Source organism: Streptomyces noursei (genome assembly GCF_016917755.1).
Taxonomy (GTDB): Bacteria; Actinomycetota; Actinomycetes; order Streptomycetales; family Streptomycetaceae; genus Streptomyces; species Streptomyces yunnanensis.
Map to the genome: position 1 here is coordinate 1,221,501 of NZ_CP070326.1, position 25,637 is coordinate 1,247,137.

Genomic DNA, 25,637 nt, shown 5'->3' on the forward strand with positions numbered 1-25,637 from the left:
GCACCCGCTGACGGCAACGCCTCACACCAGGGTCGCTTATCGGTCATTTGACCCGCAGCCGCAGCCGGTAGGACTTGTCCGAATACCTCCGCACAACCTGCCCCTTGGCCTGCTGGGGCGCAGGTCAAGGGGCAGGTTGCGGGCCTGTCTCCGCAGGGTGCGTCGTGGGTGCCGGGAGGGCGTGCCGGACCCGTTCAGCGGTTGGGGTCGGGGGTGGGCGTGGGGAGGAATCCCGTGCCGGCGAAGTACGTCAGGTAGGCCCGTACGGTCTCGTCGGTGAAGGGCGGGAGGTGGACTCCCGATGCCGCCGCCGCTCGGTGGGTGAGGGAGGAGTCCAAGGTGCGACGCCGGCGGCGGGGCCGGTCGTCGGCTTCGTCGGCGGTCTCCTTCCGATCGGTACCGCCGAGGAAGAGCTGGGCGGCGTTGTCCGGCTGGTCGGCCACCAACTTGCGCCAGTGGTCGAGTGGCACCGGCTGCACCGTGTAGCCCAGGGCGGCCGCTGTCTGGAACACCTGCGAGAGCATGGGCGGTTCGGGGTGGGTGAGATGGAAGGTTGTCGGTTCCGGACCGGCCGGGGTCGGTGGCGCCTGCTGGTTGTCGGCCAGGGCCACGACTGCGGCGCTCACGTAGTCGACCGGTACCCAGTCGGTCGACTCGTCGGATCCCTCGGGTACCGCCTGTGCCTGGAGGCATCCCTTGATGTACTGCCACAGCAGGTCACGGTCCTGGCAGGCGCCCGTGCGCGAGGCTCCCGAGATACGCGCGGGACGGTAGATGGTCACCGGGATTCCGCGGCTCTGCGCGATACGTAGGATCTGCTCGGCGGCCCACTTGCTCTGCGAGTAGCCGTCGGGCAGTTCGTGCACGGGGCCGATGGCGGAGGCTTCCGTGAGGGGGCCGGGGCCGGACGTGTGCGGCGGGTACACGCCGGTGGTGGAGACGTAGTGCATGCCGGTCGCCTCCGATGCGGCGGCGATGCGGAGGAGTTCCTCGGTGCCCGTGACGTTGGCAGCGCGGAGTTCGGCGTACGGGGCGGCGAAATTGACCGTGGCACCGTTGTGGTACACAGCGCCGACCCGCTTGCGCAGTGCCTTGTGCTCCGCGTCGGACAGGCCCAGGCCCGGCGCGCCCAAGTCGCCCGGCAAGGGCCGGATCAGGTCGCCGTAGTGCTCCTTCCACAACCCGTACCGCTCCAGGCCGGACCGCAGCCTGCGCGCTCCCTCGACGGTGTCCCGAGCCCGCACCAGGCAGTCCACCGGGCCGCCCGTCGATTCCAGCAGATCGCGCAGGAGGAACGCTCCGAGGAAGCCCGAGGCGCCGGTCAGCAACGGGCGACGCGGGCCCGCGGGTTCGCCGGGCGCAGGCCCGAGCGCCGGGGTGATGTCGGGCGCCAGGTGCACGTCCTGGCGCGGATCGGGGCCGGGCGCGTGGTCGGAGCCGCCGGCCGGCTCGTCCAGCAGGCGCCGCACGCCGTCGGGCGTGGGTGCGGCGAAGAGGGCACGCATCGACGGCCGTACGCCGAACCTGTCCTCGATGCGCTGGGCCAGCTTGACCGCGAGCAGGGAGTGTCCGCCGGCCTCGAAGAAGTCGTCGTCGAGACCCACTTCAGGGACACCGAGGACATCGGCGAACACCCCGCACAGCAGCTTCTCCTGTTCGGTGTCCGGGGCGCGGCCGGCGCCTGTGCCCGTGGAGGGGCCGGGGGCGGGCAGTCCCCGGCGGTCGATCTTCCCGTTCGGGGTGAGGGGCAGGGCGTCCAGCGCGACGAACGCGGACGGCACCATGTACTCGGGCAGCTGCGCGGCGAGTGCCTGGCGCATCCGGGCGGCCGCCTCCTCCCACTGCCCGTCGGCGGGAACCGCGTAGGCCACCAGCCGCCGGTCGCCGGGCCGGTCCTCCCGGACGACGGCGCAGGCGGCGGTGATTCCCGGCACCGCGGCCAACGCCGCCTCGATTTCCCCGAGTTCGATGCGAAAGCCCCGTAGCTTGACCTGGTCGTCGGCGCGGGAGACGTATTCGAGCTCGCCGCGGTCGTTCCAGCGGACGAGGTCGCCGGTGCGGTACATGCGTCCACCGGTGTGGCTGAACGGATCGGCGACGAACCGGGCGGCGGTCAGGCCCGGACGGTTCAGGTAGCCGCGGGCCAGTCCGTCACCGGCCACGTACAGTTCTCCGATCACCCCCGGCGGCACCAACTCCATTGCCGGGTCGAGTACATACACCTGTGCGTTGCGCACCGGGACGCCGATCGGTACCCGGTGGGTCGATGCCTCCGGGCCGGTCGGCTCCTGGAAGTCGCTCATGGCCGCGCAGACCGTGGTCTCGGTCGGGCCGTAGGCGTTGACCAGCCGCCGGCCGACGGCCCACCGGGCGACCAGCGCCGGTGGGCACGCCTCCCCGGCGAGCACCAGGGTGGTACCGCCGGGGATGCCCTCGTCCTGCGGCATGACCGCGAGGGCGGCCGGCGGGAGGGTCAGGTGGGTGATGCCGCGTTCCGCGAGCAGGCCGGCGAGCGGGGGCCCCGGCACCAGCTGTGCCGGGTCCGCGACCTCCAGGCAGGCACCGGTCAGCAGTCCCATGCAGATGTCCCAGAACGCCGCGTCGAAGCTGACCGACGCCATCTGCAGGACCCGGCTGGAGGGGGCGAGGCCGAGCCTTTCCGCCTGTGTACGGACCATCGCGCCGACGCCCTGGTGAGTGACCACGACGCCCTTGGGCCGGCCGGTGGAGCCGGAGGTGTAGATGACATAGGCGGGATGGGTGGGCAGGGGGCCGGTGCGCGGGTCGGCGGTGTGCCCGGTGGACCAGGCTGCGGTGTCGTCGAGGGCCAGGCAGCGGGCGGTGGTGGGCAGTCCGGCGCGGAGAGCGGTGGTGGTGATGAGGAAGGCCGGCGCGGCGTCGTCGAGCATGAAGGAGATGCGGGCGGGCGGGTATGCGGGGTCGACCGGCAGGTAGGCCGCTCCTGTTTTCAGTACCGCCAGTATCGCCACGATCATGTCGGCCGACCGGGGCAGGGCGAGGGCCACCAGGTCCTCGGGGCCGATGCCCTGTCCCGACAGGTGCCGGGCGAGGTCGTTGGCCCGGGCGTTGAGCTGCGCGTAGGTCAAGGCGCCCGTCGCGTCGCGCACGGCCTGGGCGTCGGGGGTACGCGTCACCCACTCCCCGAAGAGCTCCGGCACCGTCGGGGCCGGCAGGTATCCGACGGGGCCGCGTCCCCATTCCGCCAGCATCCGCGACCGCTCTTCGGCGGTGAGCAGGTCGTAGCTGCGGACGGGCAGGTCGGCGTCGGCCACGACCGCGGAGAGCAGGCAGCGGAGTCGGTGGGCGAGCCGGTGCACCGTCTCGGGCTCGAACAGTTCGGTGGAGTAGTCCACGTGGCCGTCGATGCCCGCGGCACCACCCGCCTCATCCCGCCTCTCGGTGAAGCTGAAGCTCAGGTCGAACTTGCTGACGCCGGTGTGCGCCGGCTGACCGGTCACCGTGATCCCAGGCAGTTCGACGTCCGCCACTGCCTGGTTCTGCAGCACCAGCATGACCTGGAAGAGCGGATGACGGTCCTGCGACCGCACCGGGTTGAGCGCCTCCACCAACCGCTCGAACGGCACGTCCTGATGCGCGAACGCCGCGAGGTCGAACTCCCTTACCCGGTCGAGGAGTTCACGGAAGGTGGGATCGCCGGACAGGTCCGTGCGCAGTACGAGCGTGTTGACGAAGAACCCGACCAGGTCGTCCAGCGCCTCATCGCTCCGGCCGGCCACCGCGGTACCGAGCGGGACGTCGTCACCGGCACCGTGCCGGGACAACAGCATCGACACCGCCGCCTGCACCACCATGAACAGGGTGCATCCCGATGACCGCGCCAACTCGACGAGCCCGCGGTGCGTGTCCTGGTCGATCACGAAGGTGAGGGCGTCGCCCTCGTGCTTCAGCACCGCGGGCCGCGGCCTGTCCCAGGGCAGGACCAGCGCCTCCGGCGCATCCGCCAGGGCCTGGCACCAGAAGGCCAGTTGGCGTGCCGCGAGGCTCTCGGCGTCGGACTCCTCACCCAGCATGCGCCGCTGCCACAGCGTGTAGTCGGCGTACTGCACCGGCAGCGGCGACCAGTCAGGCGCCCTGCCCTCGGCACGCGCCCGATAGGCGGCGCCCAGGTCCCGGGCCAGCGGTGCCAACGACCAGCCGTCGCCGGCGATGTGATGCAGCGCCAGTACCACCACATGGCTCTCCGCGCCCAGCCGCAGCAGGCTCACCCGCAGCGGCAGCTGGGTCTCCACGTCGATCGGTTCGGTCGCCGCGGCGGAGATCCGGTCGGACAGGTCGGACTCCTCGACATCGTCGACGGTCAGCGCGCGCTGCGCCTGAGCCGGGCCGAGGACCACCTGCTCGGGCACGCCGTCGTGCTGGGGGAAGACGGTGCGCAGGGTCTCGTGGCGCTCGATGACGTCGCCCAGGGCGGCACCCAGGGCGCCCACGTCCAGCGGCCCGTCGAGCCGCAGCACCAGCGGGATGTTGTACGTGGCGCCGGGTCCGTCCATCCTGCCCAGAAACCACAGGCGCTGCTGTGCGAAGGACAGCGGAAGCCGGGCCGGGCGCTGCGCGGGCACGATGGCCTCCCGCGCCGTGCCCGCACCGTCGAGGGCCGCGGCAAGTCGGGCGACGGTGGGGTGCTCGAAGAGCGTGCGCACTTCGAGTTCCACGCCGAGTGCGGTGCGGATGCGGCTGACCAGGCGGGTGGCCAGCAGGGAGTGCCCGCCGAGCGAGAAGAAGCTCTCGTCGACGGGGACGCGGCCGATGCCGAGCACGTCGGCGAACAGGTCGGCGAGCAGCTCCTCCCGCACGGTGCGCGGGCCGCGTCCGCCGGTGTCCGTGGTGTGTTGGGGCGCCGGCAGTGCCCGCCGGTCGAGCTTTCCGTTCGCGGTCAGCGGCAGTGCGTCCAGCACGACGAACACCGAGGGGACCAGGTACCCGGGCAGCGTCCGGCCCAGTTGCTCCGCCAGTGCCTCCGCCGTTGTCGTGGCGCCGCCCGCCGCCACGGCATAGGCCACCAGCCGCCGGTCGCCGGGGGCGTCCTCACGGACGACGACGCAGGCGGCCGTCACCGTCGGCAGGGCGGTGAGCGCGGTTTCGATCTCGCCGGGTTCGATGCGGTGGCCGCGGAGTTTGACCTGGCCGTCGGCGCGGGAGAGGTAGACCAGCCGGCCGTCCGCGTCCCACCGGACGAGGTCGCCGGTACGGTACATCCGACCGCCCGACGGATCGAACGGATCGGCCACGAAACGCGTGGCCGTCAAGTCGGGCCGGCCCACGTACCCGCGGGCCACCCCCGGACCGGCGAGGTACAGCTCACCCACCACGCCCGCAGGCACCGGTCGCAGCCGGGCGTCGAGGACGTGGCAGCGCATACCGTCCAGCGGCTTCCCGATGGGCGGAACCCGGTGCTCCGCGATCGGCTGCGACGGCACCTCGTAGCGCGTCGCGAACGTCGTGGCCTCCGTCGGCCCGTAGGCGTTGACGAACGACGTCCGGGGGCAGGCGGTGGCGGCGCGTTGCAGGACGCCCGCTGCCGCCGCCTCGCCGCCGGTCGCCACCAGTCGCACCGTCTCGAACAGGTGCGGATCGGTGTCGGCGACGATGTTGAACAGGGAGGTGGTCAGGAACAGAGCGGTGATCTGCTCGGCCGCCAGTATGCGGCCGAGGCGATGCGGTTCGAGTGGCCCGTCGGGCGCGACGACGACCGTGCCGCCGTTGAGCAGCGGCACCCAGATCTCGCAGGTCGAGGCGTCGAAGACATAGGCGGAGTGCATCAGGACCGCGTCGGCCGCGCCGCGCCACATGGCATCGGCGGTGAGCGCCGCCACGTCGCCGTGCGTGACACCGATGGCCTTGGGGTCGCCGGTGGAGCCGGAGGTGAACATCACGTACGCCAGCCGCGCGCCGCCGGGGAGGCCGGGAAGCCTGCCCGGCTCGACGGGCGCGCCGTCCACGACCCGCCCGTCGGTGTCCACCAGCACGACCGGGAGGGAGCCGCGGGCCTCCGTCACCCAGGGGTGGCCGGCGAGGTCCGCCGCGACGACGAGTGCACGCAGGCCGACCGCGGCGGATATCCGGCGCAGCCTCCCGACCGGCCAGCGGGCGTCCAGCGGTACGTACGCGCCGCCGGCCCGGACTGCGGCCAGCGAGGCCGTCACCACTGCGGCCGAGCGGCCGACCAGCACACCGACACCGTCCTCGGCGGCTACGCCCAGGCCCGTCAGGCACCGCGCCAGGGAACCGGAGAGTCCGTCCAACTCCGCGTAGGACAGGGCGCTTTCACCTCGCCTGACCGCGGCCGCGCCCGGGTCCGACGCCACCCGGGCGGCGAACAGCTCCGGCAGGCCGGCATGGAGCACACCGGCCGGCAAGGGGGCGCCCCTCCCCTGGTCGAGCAGCCGTGCATGCTCACCGTCGAGCAGCACCGAGAGGCCGGCGACACGCTGCTCCAGGTCATCGGCGCAGGCTTCCAGCAGCCGCCTCAGCCGCTCGGCCATCAGCCGTACGGTGCCGGAGTCGAAGGCGTCCGTACGATGGCCGAAGGTGATCCGCAGATCATCGCCCGGTGCGATGGTGAGGGTGAGCGGATAGTGCGCCGCGTCGGTGCCGCGGAAGCCGGTGACCCGAAGGCCGGGGAGGCCCTCCTGGGCCTGCCGCAGCGCCTCCGCGTCCATCGGGTAGTTCTCGAACACGGCGAGCGTGTCGAAGAGGTCGTCCAGGCCGGTCAGGGCGCGGATCTCGGTCAGCCCGAGGTGCTGGCAGCCCAGGAGCCGGCCCTGCTCGTCCTGCATCCGTTCCAGCAGCGCCGCCAGGGTGTCGTCGGGGCGTATGCCGACGCGGACCGGAATCGTGTTGATGAACAGTCCGACCATGGTGTCGACACCGGGGATCTCCGGCGGCCGTCCCGAGACGGTGGTGCCGAACAACACGTCGTCCTGTCCGGTGAGTTGGTGCAGCAGTACGCCCCAGACGCCCTGCACCACCGTGTTGAGCGTCAGGCGGTGCCGGCGGGCCGTCTCCCGCAGGCGGGCCGTGGTGGCCGCGCCCAGATCCAGCACCAGTTGCTCGGGCAGCTCGCCCGACGACACGGAGGCCGGCTTCTCCCCGGCCAGCAGCGTCGGCTGCGCCACGCCGGCGAGCGCCGTGCGCCAGGCGCCGGCCGCGGCCGTACGGTCCTGGGCGGCCAGCCAGGCAAGGTAGTCCCGGTAGGGCGCGACGCGCGGCATCGCGCTGCCGTCCCCGCCGCGCGCATAGAGCTCGAACAGCTCCCGCACCAGCAGCGGCATCGACCAGCCGTCGAGGAGGAGGTGATGGTTGGTCATGACCAGGTGGTAGCGGTGGTGCGCCATCCGGATCAGGGTGAAGCGCATCAGGGGCGGTTCGGAGAGGTCGAAGCGCCGCGTGCGGTCGTCGGCCAGGAACGCGGCGAGCCGCTCGGCACGCTCGGCGTCGTCGCCCGTGCCGAAGTCGAGCTCCTCGAAGACCGGCGGGACTTCCACGGCGACGGCCTGGACCGGCTCGTCGAGGTCCTCGTGGAGGAACCCCACGCGAAGGTTCGCGTGCCGGCGCAGCAGTCCCTTGACGGCCGCGTACAGCACCGCCGCGTCGACCGGTCCCTCGATGTCGAAGACGAACTGCGCGGTGTAGACGTCCACCGCCTCGGAGTCGTACACGGCATGGAACAGCATGCCTGCCTGCAGCGGTGTCAACGGCAGGACGTCCTGCAGCTGGAACCCGGTCACTTGCGTCCACCCCACTTGTTCTGCAGCTTGTTCTGCAGTCGATCGATCTGAGCCTGGTTGAGCGAGACCAACGGAAGGTCGGAAGGCGTGTAGCCGCCGGCGCCGGGTGCCTGGGCGTGTTCGGCTACGGCACGCAGCGCCCGCAGCCAGCCTTCGGCGAGTTCCTCGACGTCCTCCTCCTTGAGCAGATCCGTCGGCCAGGTCCAGCCGGCGACCAGCTGCGGCCCCTCCGGCAGGTCCTTGGTGTAGGCGTTGATGTCCAGCACGTGATGCACCGGCATGTCCGGGTCCTGACTGCGCGGCCCGCCCCCGTCGAAGAGCAGCTGCCAGTCCCCGGCGTCGCCGGTTGCCGATGAACCGGCATAGCGGCCCAGGTAGTTGAAGCCGATCTGCGGCGTCACGGCGTCCCCGAGCGCGTCGCGGGTGCGCGGGTTGAGGTGACGCAGCAGGCCGTAGCCGATGCCGTGGTCCGGTACGGCCCGCAGCTGTTCCTTGATCCGCTTCAGCGCGCGGTCGACGAGCGGGGCGTCGAACGCCCGCGCCTCGTACCGGCTCACCGGCCCCGGATCGAGCCGCACCGGGTACATGCTGGTGAACCAGCCGACGGTCCGGGACAGGTCGATGTTCTCCGCGATCTGCTCGCGGCCGTGCCCCTCCAGGTCGAGCAGGACGGCCGACCCGCCCGCGCCCCCGCGTTCGGCACGCCATCCGGCGACCGCCAGCGCCAGGCCCGTCAGCAGCACATCGTTTACCCCTGCGTGGAACGCGGTCGGCACGGTGGTCAGCAGGGGCTGTGTCCACTGTGCGGGCAGGGTGACCGTCAGCGTCCGCACGCCGTCGGCGGTGTCCCGGTCCGGGTCGAGCGGCCGGTATCCCCACTGCGGGTCCTCGGTACGCAGGATCTCCTGCCAGAGCGGCAGTTCCGCGGCCCGCTCGGCGCTCCGCGCCTCGGTCACCAGTAACTCCGCCCATCTGCGGTAGGAGGTACGCACCGGCGGCAGCGGCGAGGTGTCGCCCGCCGCGCCGGCGACGACCGCCTGCCAGGCCGCAGCCAGGTCGGCGGTGAGGGTGCGCCACGAGACCGCGTCCACCGCGAGGTGATGGACGACGAGCAGCAGCCGACCGGGCCGGTCGGGCCCCGCGTCGTACCAGACGGCCTCCAGCACGTTGCCCTTGCCGGGCCGCAGCCGCACGCGGGCGGCCTCGGCCGCCTCGGCGACCACCGCATCGGTCCGTGCGCCGTCGAGCCCGGCGATGTCGACCCGCGTCAGCCGCGCGCGGGCGCTCACCGCGCCCTGCGGCAGGACTTCGAGCCCGGGCCGCCCGCCGGGCGTTGCACTCACCCGGAGCCGTAGCATGTCGTGGTGGTCCAGGAGCAGTTGGAGCGCCGCGGCTATGTCCTTCTCCGTTGCCCCGGCCGGTGATCTCAGCACGCTCGACTGGTTGTAGCCGTCGAGGGTGCCGGGCCGGTCGAGGAACCACGCGGCGATGGGCGTGAGCGGCACCTCTCCGATGCCCGGGGTGGCCGCGGTCTCCGCCTCCGCGCCCAGCGGCACGGCGACCGACGCGATCGCTTCCACGGTGCGGTGGACGAAGACATCGCGCGGCGTGATGACCAGTCCCGCGTTACGGGCCCTGCTGACGACCTGGATCGACAGGATGCTGTCGCCGCCGAGGGCGAAGAAGTCGTCGTCGACCCCGACCTCCGGGAGGCCGAGCGTCTCGGCGACCACCCCGCACAGGAGCCGTTCCTCGTCGGTACGCGGAGCCACTCCACCGCCCCGGTGCGTGTCCGGTTCGGGGGCCGGCAGGGCGCGCCGGTCGACCTTGCCGTTGGGCAGCAGCGGCAACGCGTCGAGGACGACGAACGCGGCCGGAACCATGTACTCCGGCAGGGCCGCCGCAAGGCTGCGGCGCAGCTCGGCGGCGTCCACCCGCTGCCCGGCCTCGACCACCACATACGCGACCAGGCGCTTGTCGCCCGGTCGGTCCTCGCGGATCAGCACACGGGCCGCAGTCACAGCCGGGAGCGCCGTCAGCGCACTCTCCACCTCACCCAACTCAATGCGGTAGCCCCGCAACTTGACCTGGTCATCGCTCCGCCCCAGATACTCGATCCGCCCCAGCGCATCCCACCGCACCACATCACCCGTGCGATACATCCGCCCACCCGACGAATCAAACGGATCAGCCACAAAACGCGACGCCGTCAAACCCGGACGACCCACATACCCACGCGCCAACAACCCACCCGCCAGATACAACTCCCCCGGCACACCAGGCGGCACCACACGCAACGACCCATCCAACACATACGCCCGCGCATTCCAGACCGGCCGCCCAATAGGCACCGGACCAGAACCACCCGAAACCACCGCATGCACCGTCGCATCGATCGTCGCCTCCGTCGGCCCATAGAGATTGTGAACCTCCACCGACCACGCATCAGCAACCCGAACCGCCAACTCCCCCACCAACGGCTCACCACCACACAACACAGCCCGCAAACACCCCGGAACCGACCCCCCACTCCCCAACACCAACGACAAATGCGACGGCACAAACTGCGCCACCGTCACACCGAAGTCCCGCATGCGGTAAAGCAGTTGATCCGGATCGCGATTGATCTCGGGGGAGACCAGACAGGTGGAGGCACCGTGAAGCAATGGCAGCCAGATCTCCCATACGGAGGCGTCGAAGCTCGGCGACGTCCGCGCCAACACCCGATCCCCGACCGTCAACCCAAGATGGTCGGCCAACCACGCCATATGAGACACCACCGAGGCATGAGTGACCACCACCCCCTTCGGACGACCCGTAGAACCCGACGTGTAAATCACATACGCCGGACCGGCAACCGACACCGCACCACCCGGACCGGACGCATGCCCCACAGACCAGGAAGCAGAATCGTCCATCACAACGAACCGCACGTCGACCGGCGGCAGTTGCTCCCGCACCACACTGTCCGTGATCAGCAGCTTGGGACGGGCATCCTCCAGCAGATACCTGATACGAGCAGCCGGATACGCCGGGTCCACAGGCAGATAGGCGGCCCCCACCTTCAACACCGCCAGCATCGCCACAACCATCCCCGCAGCACCCGGCAGCGCCAACGCCACCAGATCCTCCGGACCAACCCCACACCCCGACAAGTGATACGCCAGGTCGTTCGACTCCAACTCCAACTGGGCGTACGTCACGGTGCGCCGACCATCGCGAACGGCCACGGCGTCCGGGGTGCGTGCTGCCTGCGCGCTGAAGAGCTCCGGCACGGTCAGCCGCGGCACCGGCCGAGACTGACCGTGGCCTGCGGCGATCACACGCGCCCGCTCCTCGTCGGTGAACAGTTCGACATCGTGCACGCGCAGGTCAGGGTCGGCGACCACGGCTGCCAGCAGCCAGGACAGGCGTTCGGCCAGCGCCCGGACGGTGCCGGGCTCGAACAGCTCGGTGGAGTACTCCAGATGGCCGTCGATGCCCGCGGCACCACCCGCTTCGTCCCGCTTTTCGGTCAGCGAGAAGGTCAGGTCGAACTTGCTGATACCCGTGTGCACCGGCTGACCGGCCACCGTGATCCCAGGCAGTTCGACGTCCGCCGCTGCCTGGTTCTGCAGCACCAGCATCACCTGGAACAACGGATGGCGATCCTGCGACCGCACCGGGTTCAGTGCCTCCACCAACCGCTCGAACGGCACGTCCTGGTGCGCGAACGCCGCCAGGTCGAACTCCCTTACCCGGTCGAGCAGTTCACGGAAGCCGGGATCGCCGGACAGGTCCGTGCGCAGTACGAGCGTGTTGACGAAGAACCCGACCAGGTCGTCCAGGGCCTCATCGGTCCGGCCGGCCACCGCCGTACCGAGCGGGACGTCGTCTCCGGCACCATGCCGGGACAACAGCATCGACACCGCCGCCTGCAACACCATGAACAGGGTGCATCCCGATGACCGCGCCAACTCGACGAGCCCGCGGTGCGTGTCCTGGTCGATCACGAAGGTGAGGGCTTCGCCCTCGTGCTTCAGCACCGCGGGCCTCGGCCGGTCCCAGGGGAGCTCGACCAACTCAGGTATACCCGCCAGCTGTTGCCGCCAGAAGTCCAGTTGGCGTGCCGTCAGGCTCTCGGCGTCGGACTCCTCACCCAGCATGCGCCGCTGCCACAGGGTGTAGTCGGCGTACTGCACCGGCAACGGCGACCAGTCAGGAGCGCTGCCGGCGATACGCGCCCGATAGGCGGCGCCCAGGTCCCGGGCCAGCGGCGCCACCGACCAACCGTCCGCGGCGATGTGATGGACCACCAGAACCAGTACATGTGCCTCGGCGCCCAACCGCAGCAACCGCACCTGCACCGGAACGTCCGCTGCCAGGTCGAATGCGCAGCTGACGGTGTCGGTGAGCACCCGGTCGAGGTCGGCGGGCGACACGTCCCGGGGTCGCGGTGCGAGGTCGACGGCGGACGCGTCCAGCACCAGCTGACGGGCGACGCCGTCGGTCACCGGATAGACGGTGCGCAGGGTCTCGTGGCGTTCGACGAGGTCGCCCAGTGCGGCACCCAGCGCCTCGACGTCCAGTGGGCCGTCGAGCCGCAGCACCAGCGGGATGTTGTAGGTGGCGCCGGGCCCTTCCAGCCTGCTCAGGAACCACAGGCGCTGCTGCGCGAAGGAGAGCGGCATGCCTTCGGGCCGCTGTTCGGGCAGTACCGACGGCCGTGCCGCGTCGGCGGCGTCGAGGACCGCGGCGAGTCCGGCGACCGTCGGGTGCTCGAAGAGCGCACGGACTTCGATCTCGACGCCCAGGACCGAGCGCACCCGGCTCACCAGTCGCGTCGCCAGCAGCGAATGCCCACCGGCCTCGAAGAAGTTGTCCGCCACACCGACCCGGTCAAGGCCCAGCACCGCGGCGAACAGGCCGCACAGGATCTCCTCGCGGGCCGTCCGCGGACCGCGGCCTTCGCCGCCGCCGGTCGCCTCGGGCGCCGGAAGCGCACGGTGGTCGACCTTCCCGTTCGGTGTCAGCGGCAGTGCGTCCAGCACGACGAACGCGGAGGGAACCATGTACGCCGGGAGTGCCTGTCCCACACCTGTCGCCAGCTCCGCGGGGTCCAGCACCGCACCGGCGGAGGGCACCGCATACCCGACCAGTCGCCGGTCGCCCGGCAGGTCCTCCCGGACCCGCACGTACGCGGTGGCGACGCCCGGCAGAACGGCGAGAACACCCTCAACTTCGCCGGGTTCGATGCGGTAGCCGCGGAGTTTGACCTGGTCGTCGGCGCGGGAGAGGTAGACCAGCCGGCCGTCCGCGTCCCACCGGACGAGGTCGCCGGTACGGTACATCCGACCGCCCGACGGATCGAACGGATCGGCCACGAAACGCGTGGCCGTCAGGGCCGGGCGGCCCAGATAGCCGCGGGCCACCCCCGGTCCGGCGAGGTACAGCTCGCCGGTCACGCCTGGCGCCACCCTTGCCAGGCCCGCGTCCAGGACGTAGGCGCGCATGCCGTCGAGGGCCCGTCCGATGGGAGGGGGACCCAGCGGCGTTTCGGGGGTGACGTGGTGGCGGGTGGCGAAGGTGGTGGTCTCCGTCGGCCCGTAGACGTGGTGGACCCGCGTGCCGGGCAGTTGCCCGGCGACCTGCTGCATCGCTGCGGGCGAGGCCGCCTCACCGCCCGCGCAGACCATCCGGACACCGGCCAGGGCCTGCGGGTCCACCTCCGCCACGACATTGAACAGGGCGGTGGTCAGGAACAGGGCGGTGACCTGTTCCGTGGTGACGATGTCGCGCAGGACGTGCGGTTCGAGAGCGCCCTCCGGGGCGACGACCACCCGTCCGCCGTTGAGCAGAGGCACCCAGATCTCGAAGGTCGAGGCGTCGAAGACATACGCGGAGTGCAGGAGCACCGCGTCCGCGACACCGCCGGCCCAGGCACTGTCGGCGGCCAACGCCGCCACATCCGCATGCGAGACCCCAACACCCTTGGGCACACCGGTGGAACCGGACGTGAACATCACATACGCCAGCTGGCCACCGACCCGCACAGCAGGCAGCGCGGCGGCGGACACAGGCGCACCATCGACCACCCGACCCACGGCATCGACCACCACCACCGGCACGCGCCGCCGCATCTCGTCGACCCATCCGTGACCGGCGAGCTCCTCACCGACCACCAGCACCCGGATGCCACTGACGCCCGCGACCTGACGCAGCCGCTCCACCGGCCAACGGATGTCCAGCGGTACATACGCGCCACCCGCCCGCACCGCGGCCAACGACGCCGTCACCACAGCGGCAGAACGCCCCAGCAGCACCCCCACCCCGTCCTCGACCGCTACACCACACTCCACCAAACGCGACGCCAGGACACCCGAAAGCTCCGCCAACTCCCCGTAGGAAAGCATCACTTCGCCACCCGTCACCGCCACCGCGCACGGGTCCGCAGCCACCCGCGCCGCGAACAGCTCGGGCAGGCTCGCCGTAGTTGTACCGGCCGGAAGGCGCACACCCTCGCCCCAGTCGGCGACCTCGGCGCGTTCGCTCTCGGACAACAGGTCGTAGCTGTGCAGGGGCCGATCCGGGTCGGCGACGACAGCCTCCAGCAACCGGACCAGGCGACCGGTCAGGGCCTCGATGGTGGCGGCGTCGAAGAGCGCGGTCGCGTACTCGACGCCGGCCGTCAGCCCGCCCTGCGCGCGATCCTCACCGAAGGCGAAGGTCAGGTCGAACTTGCTCACCCCGTTGTGCACCAGTCGGCTGCCGACCGTCAGTCCCGGCAACTCGGTGTCCGCGGTGTCCTGGTTCTGCAGCACCAGCATCGTCTGGAACAGCGGGTGGTGGTTGCGCGCCCGGGCCGGGTTGAGGCTCTCCACCAGCCACTCGAAGGGCACCTCCTGATGAGCGTAGGCCGAAAGGTCGAACTCCCGCACCCTGTGGAGGAGTTCACGGAACGTCGGGTCACCCGACACGTCCGTGCGCAGAACGAGGGTGTTGACGAAGAAGCCGATCAGGTCGTCCAGTGCCTCGTCGGTGCGGCCTGCGACAGGGGTGCCGAGGGGAATGTCGTCGCCGGCGCCGTGCCGGGAGAGCACCGTGGCCACGGCGGCCTGCAGCACCATGAACAGTGTGCTGCCGGAGGACCTGGCCAGGTCGAGCAACCGGCCGTGCAGGACGGCGTCCAACGTGCGGACGCACACTCCGCCGGCAGGGTCCGTGACGGCCGGGCGGGGCCGGTCGAGGGGAAGTTCCAAAAGCTCCGGGAGATCGCTCAACGTGTCGCGCCAGAAGGCGAGTTGCTTCGACGCCACGCTGTCGGGATCGCCCTCCGTGCCGAGGATCTCCCGCTGCCAGAGAGCGTAATCGGCATACTGCACCGCCGGCGCCGGCCAGTCGGGTGCCCTGCCGGCGATCCGCGCCCGATAGGCGCCGCCCAGGTCGCGGGCCAGCGGAGCCAAGGACCAGCCGTCACCGGCTATGTGATGCAGCACCAGCACCAGCACATGGCGTTCGGCACCGGTCCTGAACAGCCAGCAACGCAGCGGCAGATCGGTCACCACGTCGAACGGACTCGTCACCGCGGCGCTCACGGCCGCGTCGAGCGCGTCGGGGTCGATCTCGCGCACCGACAGGTCCAGGTCCACGGCCGAGGGATCCAGTACGCATTGCCGCGGTACGCCAGCCTGCTCGGGGAAGACCGTGCGCAGCACCTCATGCCGCTCGACCACGTCACCGAGCGCGCAGCTCAGGGCACGGGCATCGAGCGTCCCGGCGAGTTCCAGCACGAGCGGGATGTTGTAGGTGGCACCGGGCCCGTCGAGCCGGTTGAGGAACCACAGCCGTTGCTGGGCGAAGGACAGCGGCACGGCCGTGGGCCGCTCGGCCCGCACCACCGGAGTCCTGGCCCGCCCCACTCCGTCCAGCGCGGCAGCGAGACCGGCGGGCGTGGGGTGCTGGAAGAGCGTGCGGACGGCGAGCTCGACTCCGAGGACGGAGCGCACCCGGCTGACGAGCCGGGTGGCGAGCAGCGAATGCCCGCCCAGTTCGAAGAAGCCGTCATGGACGCCGACCTGCGTCCGGCCCAGCACGTCGGCGAAGAGACCGCACAGGATCTCTTCCTGGACCGTGTGCGGTGCGCGCCCCTCGCTGTCGCCCGCCGACGCCTCGGGCGCGGGCAGAGCACGGCGGTCGACCTTGCCGTTGGGCAGCAGCGGCAACGCGTCGAGGACGACGAACGCGGCCGGAACCATGTAGTCGGGCAGTGTGCCGGCCAGTTCGGCCCGCAGTGCTGCCTGGTGCACGGCGCCGCCGGCCGCGGGAACGACATAGGCCACCAGGCGCCTGTCGCCCGGTCGGTCCTCGCGGATCAGCACACGGGCCGCAGTCACAGCCGGGAGCGCCGTCAGCGCACTCTCCACCTCGCCCAACTCAATGCGATAGCCCCGCAACTTGACCTGGTCATCGCTCCGCCCCAGATACTCGATCCGCCCCAGCGCATCCCACCGCACCACATCACCCGTGCGATACATCCGCCCACCCGACGAATCAAACGGATCAGCCACAAAACGCGACGCCGTCAAACCCGGACGACCCACATACCCACGCGCCAACAACCCACCCGCCAGATACAACTCCCCCGGCACACCAGGCGGCACCACACGCAACGACCCATCCAACACATACGCCCGCGCATTCCAGACCGGCCGCCCAATAGGCACCGGACCCGAACCACCCGAAACCACCGCATGCACCGTCGCATCGATCGTCGCCTCCGTCGGCCCATAGAGATTGTGAACCTCCACCGACCACGCATCAGCAACCCGAACCGCCAACTCCCCCACCAACGGCTCACCACCACACAACACAGCCCGCAAACACCCCGGAACCGACCCCCCACTCCCCAACACCAACGACAAATGCGACGGCACGAACTGCGCCACCGTCACACCGAACTCGCGTAGCCAACCCACGAGAGCGTCGGGATCCTTGTTGGCGTCGGCCGGCATCAGGCACACCGACGCGCCATGGAGCAATGGCAGCCAGATCTCCCATACGGAGGCGTCGAAGCTCGGCGACGTCCGCGCCAACACCCGATCCTCGACCGTCAACCCAAGATGGTCGGCCAACCACGCCATATGAGACACCACCGAGGCATGAGTGACCACCACCCCCTTCGGACGACCCGTAGAACCCGACGTGTAAATCACATACGCCGGACCGGCAACCGACACCGCACCACCCGGACCGGACGCATGCCCCACAGACCAGGAAGCAGAATCGTCCATCACAACGAACCGCACGTCGACCGGCGGCAGTTGCTCCCGCACCACACTGTCCGTGATCAGCAGCTTGGGACGGGCATCCTCCAGCAGATACCTGATACGAGCAGCCGGATACGCCGGGTCCACAGGCAGATAGGCGGCCCCCACCTTCAACACCGCCAGCATCGCCACAACCATCCCCGCAGCACCCGGCAGCGCCAACGCCACCAGATCCTCCGGACCAACCCCACACCCCGACAAGTGATACGCCAGGTCGTTCGACTCCAACTCCAACTGGGCGTACGTCACGGTGCGCCGACCATCGCGGACCGCCACCGCATCCGGGGTACGTGCTGCCTGCGCCTCGAACTGCTGGGACATCGTCGTTGCCGATACCCGACGGACGTCGCCCTGGCCCTGCGCGAGCACGACGGCGCGTTCGGGCGCGTCCAACAGCTCGATGCCGTGGATCCGTTGATCCGGATCGGCGATCAGTGCCGCCAGCAGCCGTGACAGTCGGTCGGACAGCGCCCGTGCGGTGTCGGGCTCGAACAGCTCGGTGGAGTACTCCAGGTACCCCTCCACCCCCGCAGGTCGGCCCCTCTCATCATGGGTCTCGGTGAGCGAGAAGGTCAGGTCGAACTTGCTGATACCGGTGTGCACCGGCTGACCGGTGACCGTGATCCCGGGCAGGTCCAGGTCGGCCGCGGACTGGTTCTGCAGGACCAGCATGACCTGGAAGAGCGGATGATGGCTCTGCGAGCGTGCCGGATTCAACGCCTCCACGACGCGGTCGAACGGCACGTCCCCATGGGCGTAGGCGGCGAGGTCGAACTCCCTGACTCGGCTGAGCAGTTCGCGGAAGGTGGGGTCTCCGGAAAGATCCGTCCGCAGCACGAGTGTGTTGACGAAGAACCCGACCAGATCGTCCAGGGCCTCGTCGCTCCGGCCGGCCACCGCCGTACCGAGCGGGACGTCGTCACCGGCACCATGCCGGGACAACAACACCGACACCGCCGCCTGCACCACCATGAACAGCGTGCATCCGCACGACCGCGCCAACTCGACGAGCGCCCGATGCGCGTCCGCCGCGACGAGCAAGGGAACCGCGTCACCGCGGTGCTGCGACACTGCAGGCCGGGGCCGGTCCAGTGGCAGTGCCAGCGTTTCGGGCGCACCGGCCAGTGCCCGGCGCCAGAACTCCAACTGGCCTGCCGTCAGGCTCTCGGCGTCGGACTCCTCGCCCAGCATGCGTCGCTGCCACAGGGTGTAGTCGGCGTACTGCACCGGCAACGGCGACCAGTCAGGCGCCCTGCCCTCGGCACGCGCCCGATAGGCGGCGCCCAGATCTCGAACCAGCGGAGCCAACGACCAACCGTCCGCGGCGATGTGATGGACCACCAGCACGAGTACATGGGCCTGGGAACCCAAGCGCAGCAACCGCACACGTACCGCGGGGTCTCCCGACACGTCGAAGGCTTCGGTCGCCGCGGACAGGATCGCTCCGTCGGCCCACTGCGCGATCGCGGCCGGATCTCCGCCGTCCGGCGCCTCCTCGAAGCGCAGCGGCACCAGGCCGGCCGCTTCCGCCGCGTCATACACATGTTGGCGCGGTGTTCCGCCTTCCTCGACGAAGACGGTGCGCAGGGTCTCGTGGCGTTGGACGACATCGGCGAGCCCGGCGCGCAGCGCATCGAGGTCCAGCGGGCCGTCGAGCCGCAGCACCAGCGGGATGTTGTAGGTGGCGCCGGGCCCCTCAAGCCTGCCCAGGAACCACAGGCGCTGTTGCGCGAAGGACAGCGGGAGGTCTCGCGGACGCTCCTCGCGGACGAGGGCGGCCCGCGCCCGGTCGGCCGTGTCCAGTACGGTGGCGAGTTCGCTGACGGTCGGGTGCTGGAAGAGCGTGCGCACGTCCAGTTCGGCGTCGAGTGCCGAGCGCGCGCGGCTGACCAGGCGCGTGGCCAGGAGCGAATGCCCCCCGAGCGCGAAGAAGTCGTCGTGCACACCGATCCCGTCGGTGCCGAGGACGTCCGTGAACAAGGCGAGCAGGAGTTCCTCGCGGACGGAACGCGGTCCGCGCCCGGCAGTGCGTTCCGGCACCCGGGGCGCGGGCAGAGCGCGGCGGTCCACCTTCCCGTTCGGCGTCAGCGGCAGCGTCGCGAGAGCCACGAAGACCGAGGGGACCATGTAGGCAGGAAGGACGCGGGCCACCGCCGCGGACAGTTCGCCCTCGTCCACGGGGGAGCCGTCCGCCGCAACCACATAGCCCACCAGTTGCCGGTCCCCGGGCAGGTCCTCGCGTACGACGACGCAGGCGGCGACCACCGAGGGCAGTCCGGCGAGGACGCCTTCGATTTCGCCGGGTTCGATGCGGTGGCCGCGGAGTTTGACCTGGTCGTCGGTCCGGGAGAGGTAGACGAGCCGGCCGTCCGCGTCCCACCGGACGAGGTCGCCGGTGCGGTACATCCGACCGCCCGACGGATCGAAGGGGTCGGCGACGAAGCGTGCGGCGGTCAGCCCCGGACGACCTGGGTAGCCGCGGGCGACGCCTTGGCCCGCCAGGTACAGCTCACCTGCGACTCCGGGCGGTACCAGTCCCAGCGCGGAGTCGAGGACGTAGGCCCGCATGCCGTCGAGGGGGCGGCCGATGGGCGGCGGGCCGGTGGGGGTTTCGGCGACGACGTGATGGCGGGTGGCGAAGGTGGTCGTCTCCGTCGGCCCGTAGACGTGGTGTATGCGGGTGCCTGGCAGTTCGCGGGCGAGGTGCTGCATGGCGCGGGGCGCGGCGCGTTCGCCGCCTGTGCAGACCGCGCGGACCCCGGCGAGGGCCTGCGGGTCGACTTCGGCGATGACGTTGAACAGGGCGGTGGTCAGGAACAGGGCGGTGACCTGTTCCGTGGTGACGATGTCGCGCAGGACGTGCGGCTCCAGGGCGCCCTCCGGGGCGATGACCACCCGTCCGCCGTTGAGGAGGGGCACCCAGATCTCGAAGGTCGAGGCGTCGAAGACATACGCGGAGTGCAGGAGCACCGCGTCCGCGACACCGCCCGTCCAGGCACTGTCGGCGGCCAACGCCGCCACATCCGCATGCGAGACCCCAACACCCTTGGGCACACCGGTGGAACCGGACGTGAACATCACATACGCCAGCTGGCCACCGACCCGCACAGCAGGCAGCGCGGCGGCGGACACAGGCGCACCATCGACCACCCGACCCACGGCATCGACCACCACCACCGGCAGGGAGGCGCGCGCTTCCGCAACCCAGGCGTGGCCGGCCAGTTCCTCGCCGACGATCAGCACGCGCAAACCGGCTCCGCGGGCGGTCTGTCGCAACCGCTCGGACGGCCAGCGGATGTCCAGCGGCACATACGCGCCACCCGCCCGCACCGCGGCCAACGACGCCGTCACCACAGCGGCAGAACGCCCCAGCAGCACCCCCACCCCGTCCTCGACCGCTACACCGCACCCCACCAAACGCGACGCCAGGACACCCGAAAGCTCCGCCAACTCCCCGTACGACAGCTCCACTCCCCCGCCGGACACCGCCACCGCACGCCGGTCCGCAGCCACCCGCGCCGCGAACAACTCGGGCAGTGATGCCCGCCGGTCCGGCTCGCACTCCGGTCGTTCGAGGGGGTTGCCTCGCCCTGTCGCGAGAACCTGACTGGCAGTCTGCTCGTCGAGCATCGCGAGGCGGGAGAGCGGAGACGTCGCGTCCGCCCGGGAGAGTTCGGCGACCAGCGCGGTGATGCCCTGCTGGTGCGGCCGGACGGCCTCGGGGCGGTACAGGTCCGGGTTCACATCGAAGCCGATCAGCGGCCCCTTCCCCTCCGCGCGCTCGGACACGAAGAGGGAGAGATCGTCGACCGGGCCGGTGGACAACAGCCTTGAGGCGCCGGCGCTTCCGGCGAAGTCGAGGTCGTACTCGTAGGGCATGACGTTCACGACCACATCGCACAGCCGCGCCGCGTCGCCCGTGATCCTGAGGTCGCGGGCGAGCTGTTCCCTGGAGTAGCGGCGGTGACGCAGCGCCAGTCGCATCTCGGCGGCGACGGCCCGCACCAGTGCTTCGACGGTCATGCCCGGGGTGATCTGCACGCGCAACGGGAGGATGTTCGCGGTCATGCCCGGGATCGCGCGCAGACGGCCGGGGCGGCCGTTCGAGGCGAGCCCGATCGTCACGTCGCCGGTGCCGGTGACGCGGCTGAGGTATGCGGCGACCGCGGTCACGAAGACGGCGGACCATGTGGTTCTGGTCGCGGCGGCCAGTGCGCGCAGACCGTCCATCACCTGCGGGTCGAGAGTCTCCCCCTGGTGCAGGTGGTTACCGCGCCCAGAATGCTGTTCGTCACCGTTTCCCGGTCGCGAAGGAACGCGCTGTGGCAGGGAGGCGTCTTCGCCCGCGCTGTGCGCGGGGGCGAGAAGCGCGTTTCCGGTGTCGCGGCCGGACCGGGAGAAATCAGCGAATTTCTCAGTCCAATATGCCCGGTCACGTTCGAAATCAGGAGACTGTCGATACGCCGTCTCGTCGTCGACGAGAGCACTGAGCGGAGCGAATAATTCCGGTCCCGCTTCGCCGCGCACCGCGGCGGTATACGTCTCGGCAACTTTGCGCGCGAGAACGGAAGCACCGAGGCCGTCCATCACAATGTGGTGATAGCGGATGTACCAATAGTGGCGGTCGGGGCCCAGTGCGAGCAGAACGAAGGCATGGTGCGGTGCGGCCGACGTACCTGTGGTGGGCGTGGTGGCCATGTCTGCGGCCATGAAGCGCTCCGCGGCCGCGGCCGGGTCCACCTCGGCGGAGAGGTCGACGACGTACGGACGTCCCGGTGATGTGCGCACCACGCGCTGGTGGATACCGTCGCCCTGTTCCACGAACTCGGTATTGAGGCTGTCGCAGTCACTGCTGACTTTTTCGAGTGACGCTATGAAAAGAGCCTCGTCCAGGGGGCCTTGGATTTCTATGCATTCACCGATGTTGTACTTCGGGCTCTGCGGATCCAACTGCTGCCCGTACCACACTCCCTGCTGAGACATCGTCAGCGGGAGGAGGCGAGCGTGGTTTTTCTGCATAATGCTTCCGCCCTTTCAGGGGGTGCGCTTCGGTCACCCCATCAGGGCACGGGAAAGAATCCCGGGTCCCCCGGAGTCAGGCGACACTGTGAATGGTGGGACAACGACCCGAAGAATTACCGTTGATCGCCGTGCCGCAATCCCCGGAGATCCCTTCCGAGCATCGCGAACAGGCGTTACCGGCGAGAGCCGAAACGGAAGAATTGTTGTTCATGCGCAGCACCGCCCGGAACGGGCGATGGCGGACAGGACGGCCGGCGGCCACGCGGCGCCACCGGCGGGCGCGCCCTCAACGGGGCGCGCCTCAGCCGTACTTGCCCTGGTCATGGCCGTGGGCTAGGAGCCCTGAGCCTCCATGGCGGCGACCAGACTGGCCGGTCGCATGTCCGTCCAGGTGGACTCGACGAATTCCAGGCACTCCTGGCGCGACCCCTCCGGTCGCGCAACCTGCCATCCACCCGGCACCTCTGTGGTGGCGGGCCAGAGCGAGTACTGACGCTCCTCATTGACCAGAACGATGAATCGGGCAAACTCATCGTCAAAAACATTGGCCATAGCTTCCCCCTGCTCCTTCCCTCCTGCTGACCGGCAAACCGGGGTGTTCGGGATGGCACCGCATCCCGCCCCCCGCCTACGCGCTACGGCATTGACCGATATTCCGTACGGAAATCGGGCGAGCGTCAGTACGGTACACCACAAAACCTTCACACCCGACCAGTTCATCGAGCGGTCTGTCTAGGCGATCGCGCGCCACCGCGGCACCAGTGACCCGCCCCCTCGTAAGCAACCCATCGCCCACCCTTTCCGCCCAGGGTCACCGACCTGCCGATTTACGAGAAAGAAACACCAAGGCGCGGCCCGTGACACACGCGCAGCCACCCGCAGTGGTCGAAATTCGGCCACAACCTGGCCCATTCCATACAGGCCGACAACACGCCCCGGGCTCGCCCGACATGCATCACACCCCAGGGCACATTGAAGCTCCACCACGCCCCTATCCCGCAAAACAAGCCTCAATGCGCCGTCAATGCGCCCTTGCGCAAACAACGATCAGAACGCCAGTGCGGCGCGATCCTTGCGTCAGAGCCGTGGCTCTTCGCCCCGCCGAGCTCGACCCTGGGCATCCTCGACGAGCCGACTGCCTGGCAGTCGACGGCCCTGACAGTCGACGGCCCTGGCGGGCGTCACCGATGGCGGTTACGGCGTCAGTGCCTGTCTGCGGCAGGAGCCGGGTACGCAGGGGCCGCCTGGCGCGGTGATTGTGGGTCCGAACGGCCGTCGAATTCCCCCGCCCCCACGAGATCCCGGATCTCCAACTTCCCTTCATCGCCGCGACGTTGGGCGACTGAAACAACATCTGCACCACCCACACCATCTACGCCACCCGCATCAGGAACCTCACCCGAGCCAGAACGTGACGAAGTGCCGCTGAGCGCGGCCCAGTTGGCAGCGCGGGGACGTCTCGGGATTGCCGGTGCCGACACCCTGAAGAAGTCCCGTCATCGCAGGCCACAGGGCATGTCTTCGCCGCCAACGCGCCGCAGGTAGTGATCATTTGGTGGATCTGCTTCAAAGTTTGGGCACAAGTTGCACACATTCCTCTCTTCAGGCGGGCCTCGATGGTCTACATTGACCCTGCTTCACATGACACGAGGCGACAAATCGTGATCTTTAGCTCCTGCGTTACCGCAAGTCAGCAGCCATGTCCCCGGCGCCTTGACGTGGGGGTGATCAGTTCTTGGAGCCCGAGAGGGGCCTTGGGTGAGGGGAGCCCGAGGTTTCGACGGGTTCTCACACACCTCGACAGTCCGGCAGGACTGACGAGTCCACTGCCGCCTGGGTGGGGTGTTCACGTAGCGCTGCAATAGCCGGGATGTCATTCACGGGGGGGCGGGGGCCTCCCAAGGGGAGGAACAGCGCGGTGCGGGAGGCGGGGGCCTCCCGAGGGGAGGAACAGCGCGGGGGGCACGGGCCTCCCGGGGGGAGGAAACCGTGTGGAGCGAACACGTCGAGCCCACTGATGACCTGAGGGGGTCTGTGCAGCAGGGGGAATTGGTCGGCCCGTTTCTCTCGGCGCCCGGGCGTCCGGTGGACGAGGCAATCGGCCAGCCCGCGATCGACTGGGAGCAGCGGTACCGCCGTACCGTGATCGCCAGCGATACCGCGGCCACCGCCTTCGTGGTGGCCGCGATCGGCAACTTCTTCGGGGCCCGGGACGCGGCCAACTGGCACGAGAAGTGGGGAATTCTCGCATTCTGCACCGAGCTGCTGGTGCTGGGGGCACTCGCGGTCAGCCGGGCGTGGGCTCCGGCCGTGCTCGGCCAGGGCGCCGAGGAATTTCGTCGGCTCGGACGCTCACTGTTCACGGCGACCGTCGTACTGGCGCTCGGCGGGATCGCCCTCGCCTCGCGCAACATCAAGCTCTGGATCTTCGTCGCGATTCCCGCGATCGCGCTCATCACCATGACCGCGCGCTATCTGCTGCGCCTCTGGCTGCACAAACAGCGGAAGGAAGGACGGTGCCTGCGCCCGGTGCTCGCTGCCGGGAGCCTGGCCACCGTGCACGACCTGATCACCCGGACCCGCAAGTTCCCGCACCTCGGCTGGCGGGTGGAGGCGGTGTGCACGACGGACGGTCTCGGGCTCGACGGTGACCGACTGGACGGGGTGCCGGTCGTCGGCAGACTGGCGGACGTCGCGGGCCACGTCCGCCGCGACGGCTACCGTGTCGTCGCGGTCACACCGGACCCGCACTGGTCTCCGGACCGGCTGCAGAGGCTGGCCTGGAACCTCGAAGGCAGCGATGCCGAGATGGTCGTGGCCCCCGTGCTGATGGAGGTGGCCGGCCCGAGGCTGCACGTCGACGCGGTGCTCGGGATACCGCTGCTGCGGGTCAGCATGCCGACCTTCACCGGGGGGCGTCGGGCGGTCAAAGAGGTCGTCGATCGGATGGGCGCGGCGATCCTGCTGATGCTGTTCGCGCCGCTGATGGTGTTCGTCGGGCTGCTCATACTGGTGGACAGCCGGGGCGGGGCGTTCTACCGCCAGCGCAGGGTCGGCAAGGACGGCCGCGAGTTCACCATCCTCAAGTTCCGCACCATGGTCGCCGGGGCGCACGGGGCACGTGCCGAACTGGCCGACCGCAACGAGGGCGCCGGACTGCTGTTCAAGCTCCGCCGGGATCCGCGGGTGACCCGGGTGGGAACGGTCCTGCGCCGGTATTCGATCGACGAACTCCCGCAACTCTTCAATGTGTTGACCGGATCGATGTCGCTCGTCGGTCCGCGGCCACCGCTGCCGGAGGAGTCCGCCGCGTACGGCCCGGACATCCGGCGGCGGCTGCTGGTCAAGCCCGGGCTCACCGGCCTGTGGCAGATCAGCGGACGCAGTGACCTGCCGTGGGAGGAGGCCGTCCGACTGGACCTGCGGTACGTGGAGGACTGGTCGCTCGCCCTCGACACAGTGATCTTGTGGAAGACGCTGCGTGCGGTGCTCCAAGGGCAGGGGGCCTATTGATGCGCGGGGGACGGCGACGTCGTACGGC

At 70.1% G+C, this 25,637-nt stretch carries 4 protein-coding genes; 1 reads left to right on the forward strand and 3 read right to left on the reverse strand.

Annotation, left to right across the window (positions count from 1 at the left end):
* Window positions 1-194: 194 nt before the first annotated feature.
* The 3 genes from JNO44_RS05470 to JNO44_RS05480 form a co-directional block, all read right to left on the reverse strand.
* Window positions 195-7,769 (reverse strand): non-ribosomal peptide synthetase, encoded by a 7,575-nt coding sequence (locus tag JNO44_RS05470; RefSeq protein ID WP_205361880.1) that lies wholly within the window; start codon window positions 7,767-7,769, stop codon window positions 195-197.
* A complete protein-coding gene (locus JNO44_RS05475; protein WP_240167437.1) occupies window positions 7,766-22,057 on the reverse strand; it encodes a non-ribosomal peptide synthetase in 14,292 nt (4,763 codons plus the stop codon). Before JNO44_RS05475 ends, JNO44_RS05470 begins: the two co-directional genes overlap by 4 nt.
* A gap of 372 nt (window positions 22,058-22,429) precedes the next feature.
* Window positions 22,430-22,648 (reverse strand): MbtH family protein, encoded by a 219-nt coding sequence (locus JNO44_RS05480; RefSeq protein WP_039638827.1) that lies wholly within the window; start codon window positions 22,646-22,648, stop codon window positions 22,430-22,432.
* A gap of 1,482 nt (window positions 22,649-24,130) precedes the next feature.
* Here JNO44_RS05480 and JNO44_RS05485 point away from each other — a divergent pair.
* Window positions 24,131-25,609 carry a sugar transferase gene (locus JNO44_RS05485; RefSeq protein WP_205361884.1) on the forward strand — a complete coding sequence of 493 codons (1,479 nt, stop codon included), beginning with the start codon at window positions 24,131-24,133 and terminating at the stop codon, window positions 25,607-25,609.
* Window positions 25,610-25,637 lie beyond the last annotated feature (28 nt).

Excerpts from the sequence above, each read along its gene's own strand:
- JNO44_RS05475 (WP_240167437.1), bottom strand. The coding sequence starts at position 22,057 with ATGTCTCAGCAGGGAGTGTGGTACGGGCAGCAGTTGGATCCGCAGAGC.
- JNO44_RS05480 (WP_039638827.1), bottom strand. The coding sequence starts at position 22,648 with ATGGCCAATGTTTTTGACGATGAGTTTGCCCGATTCATCGTTCTGGTC.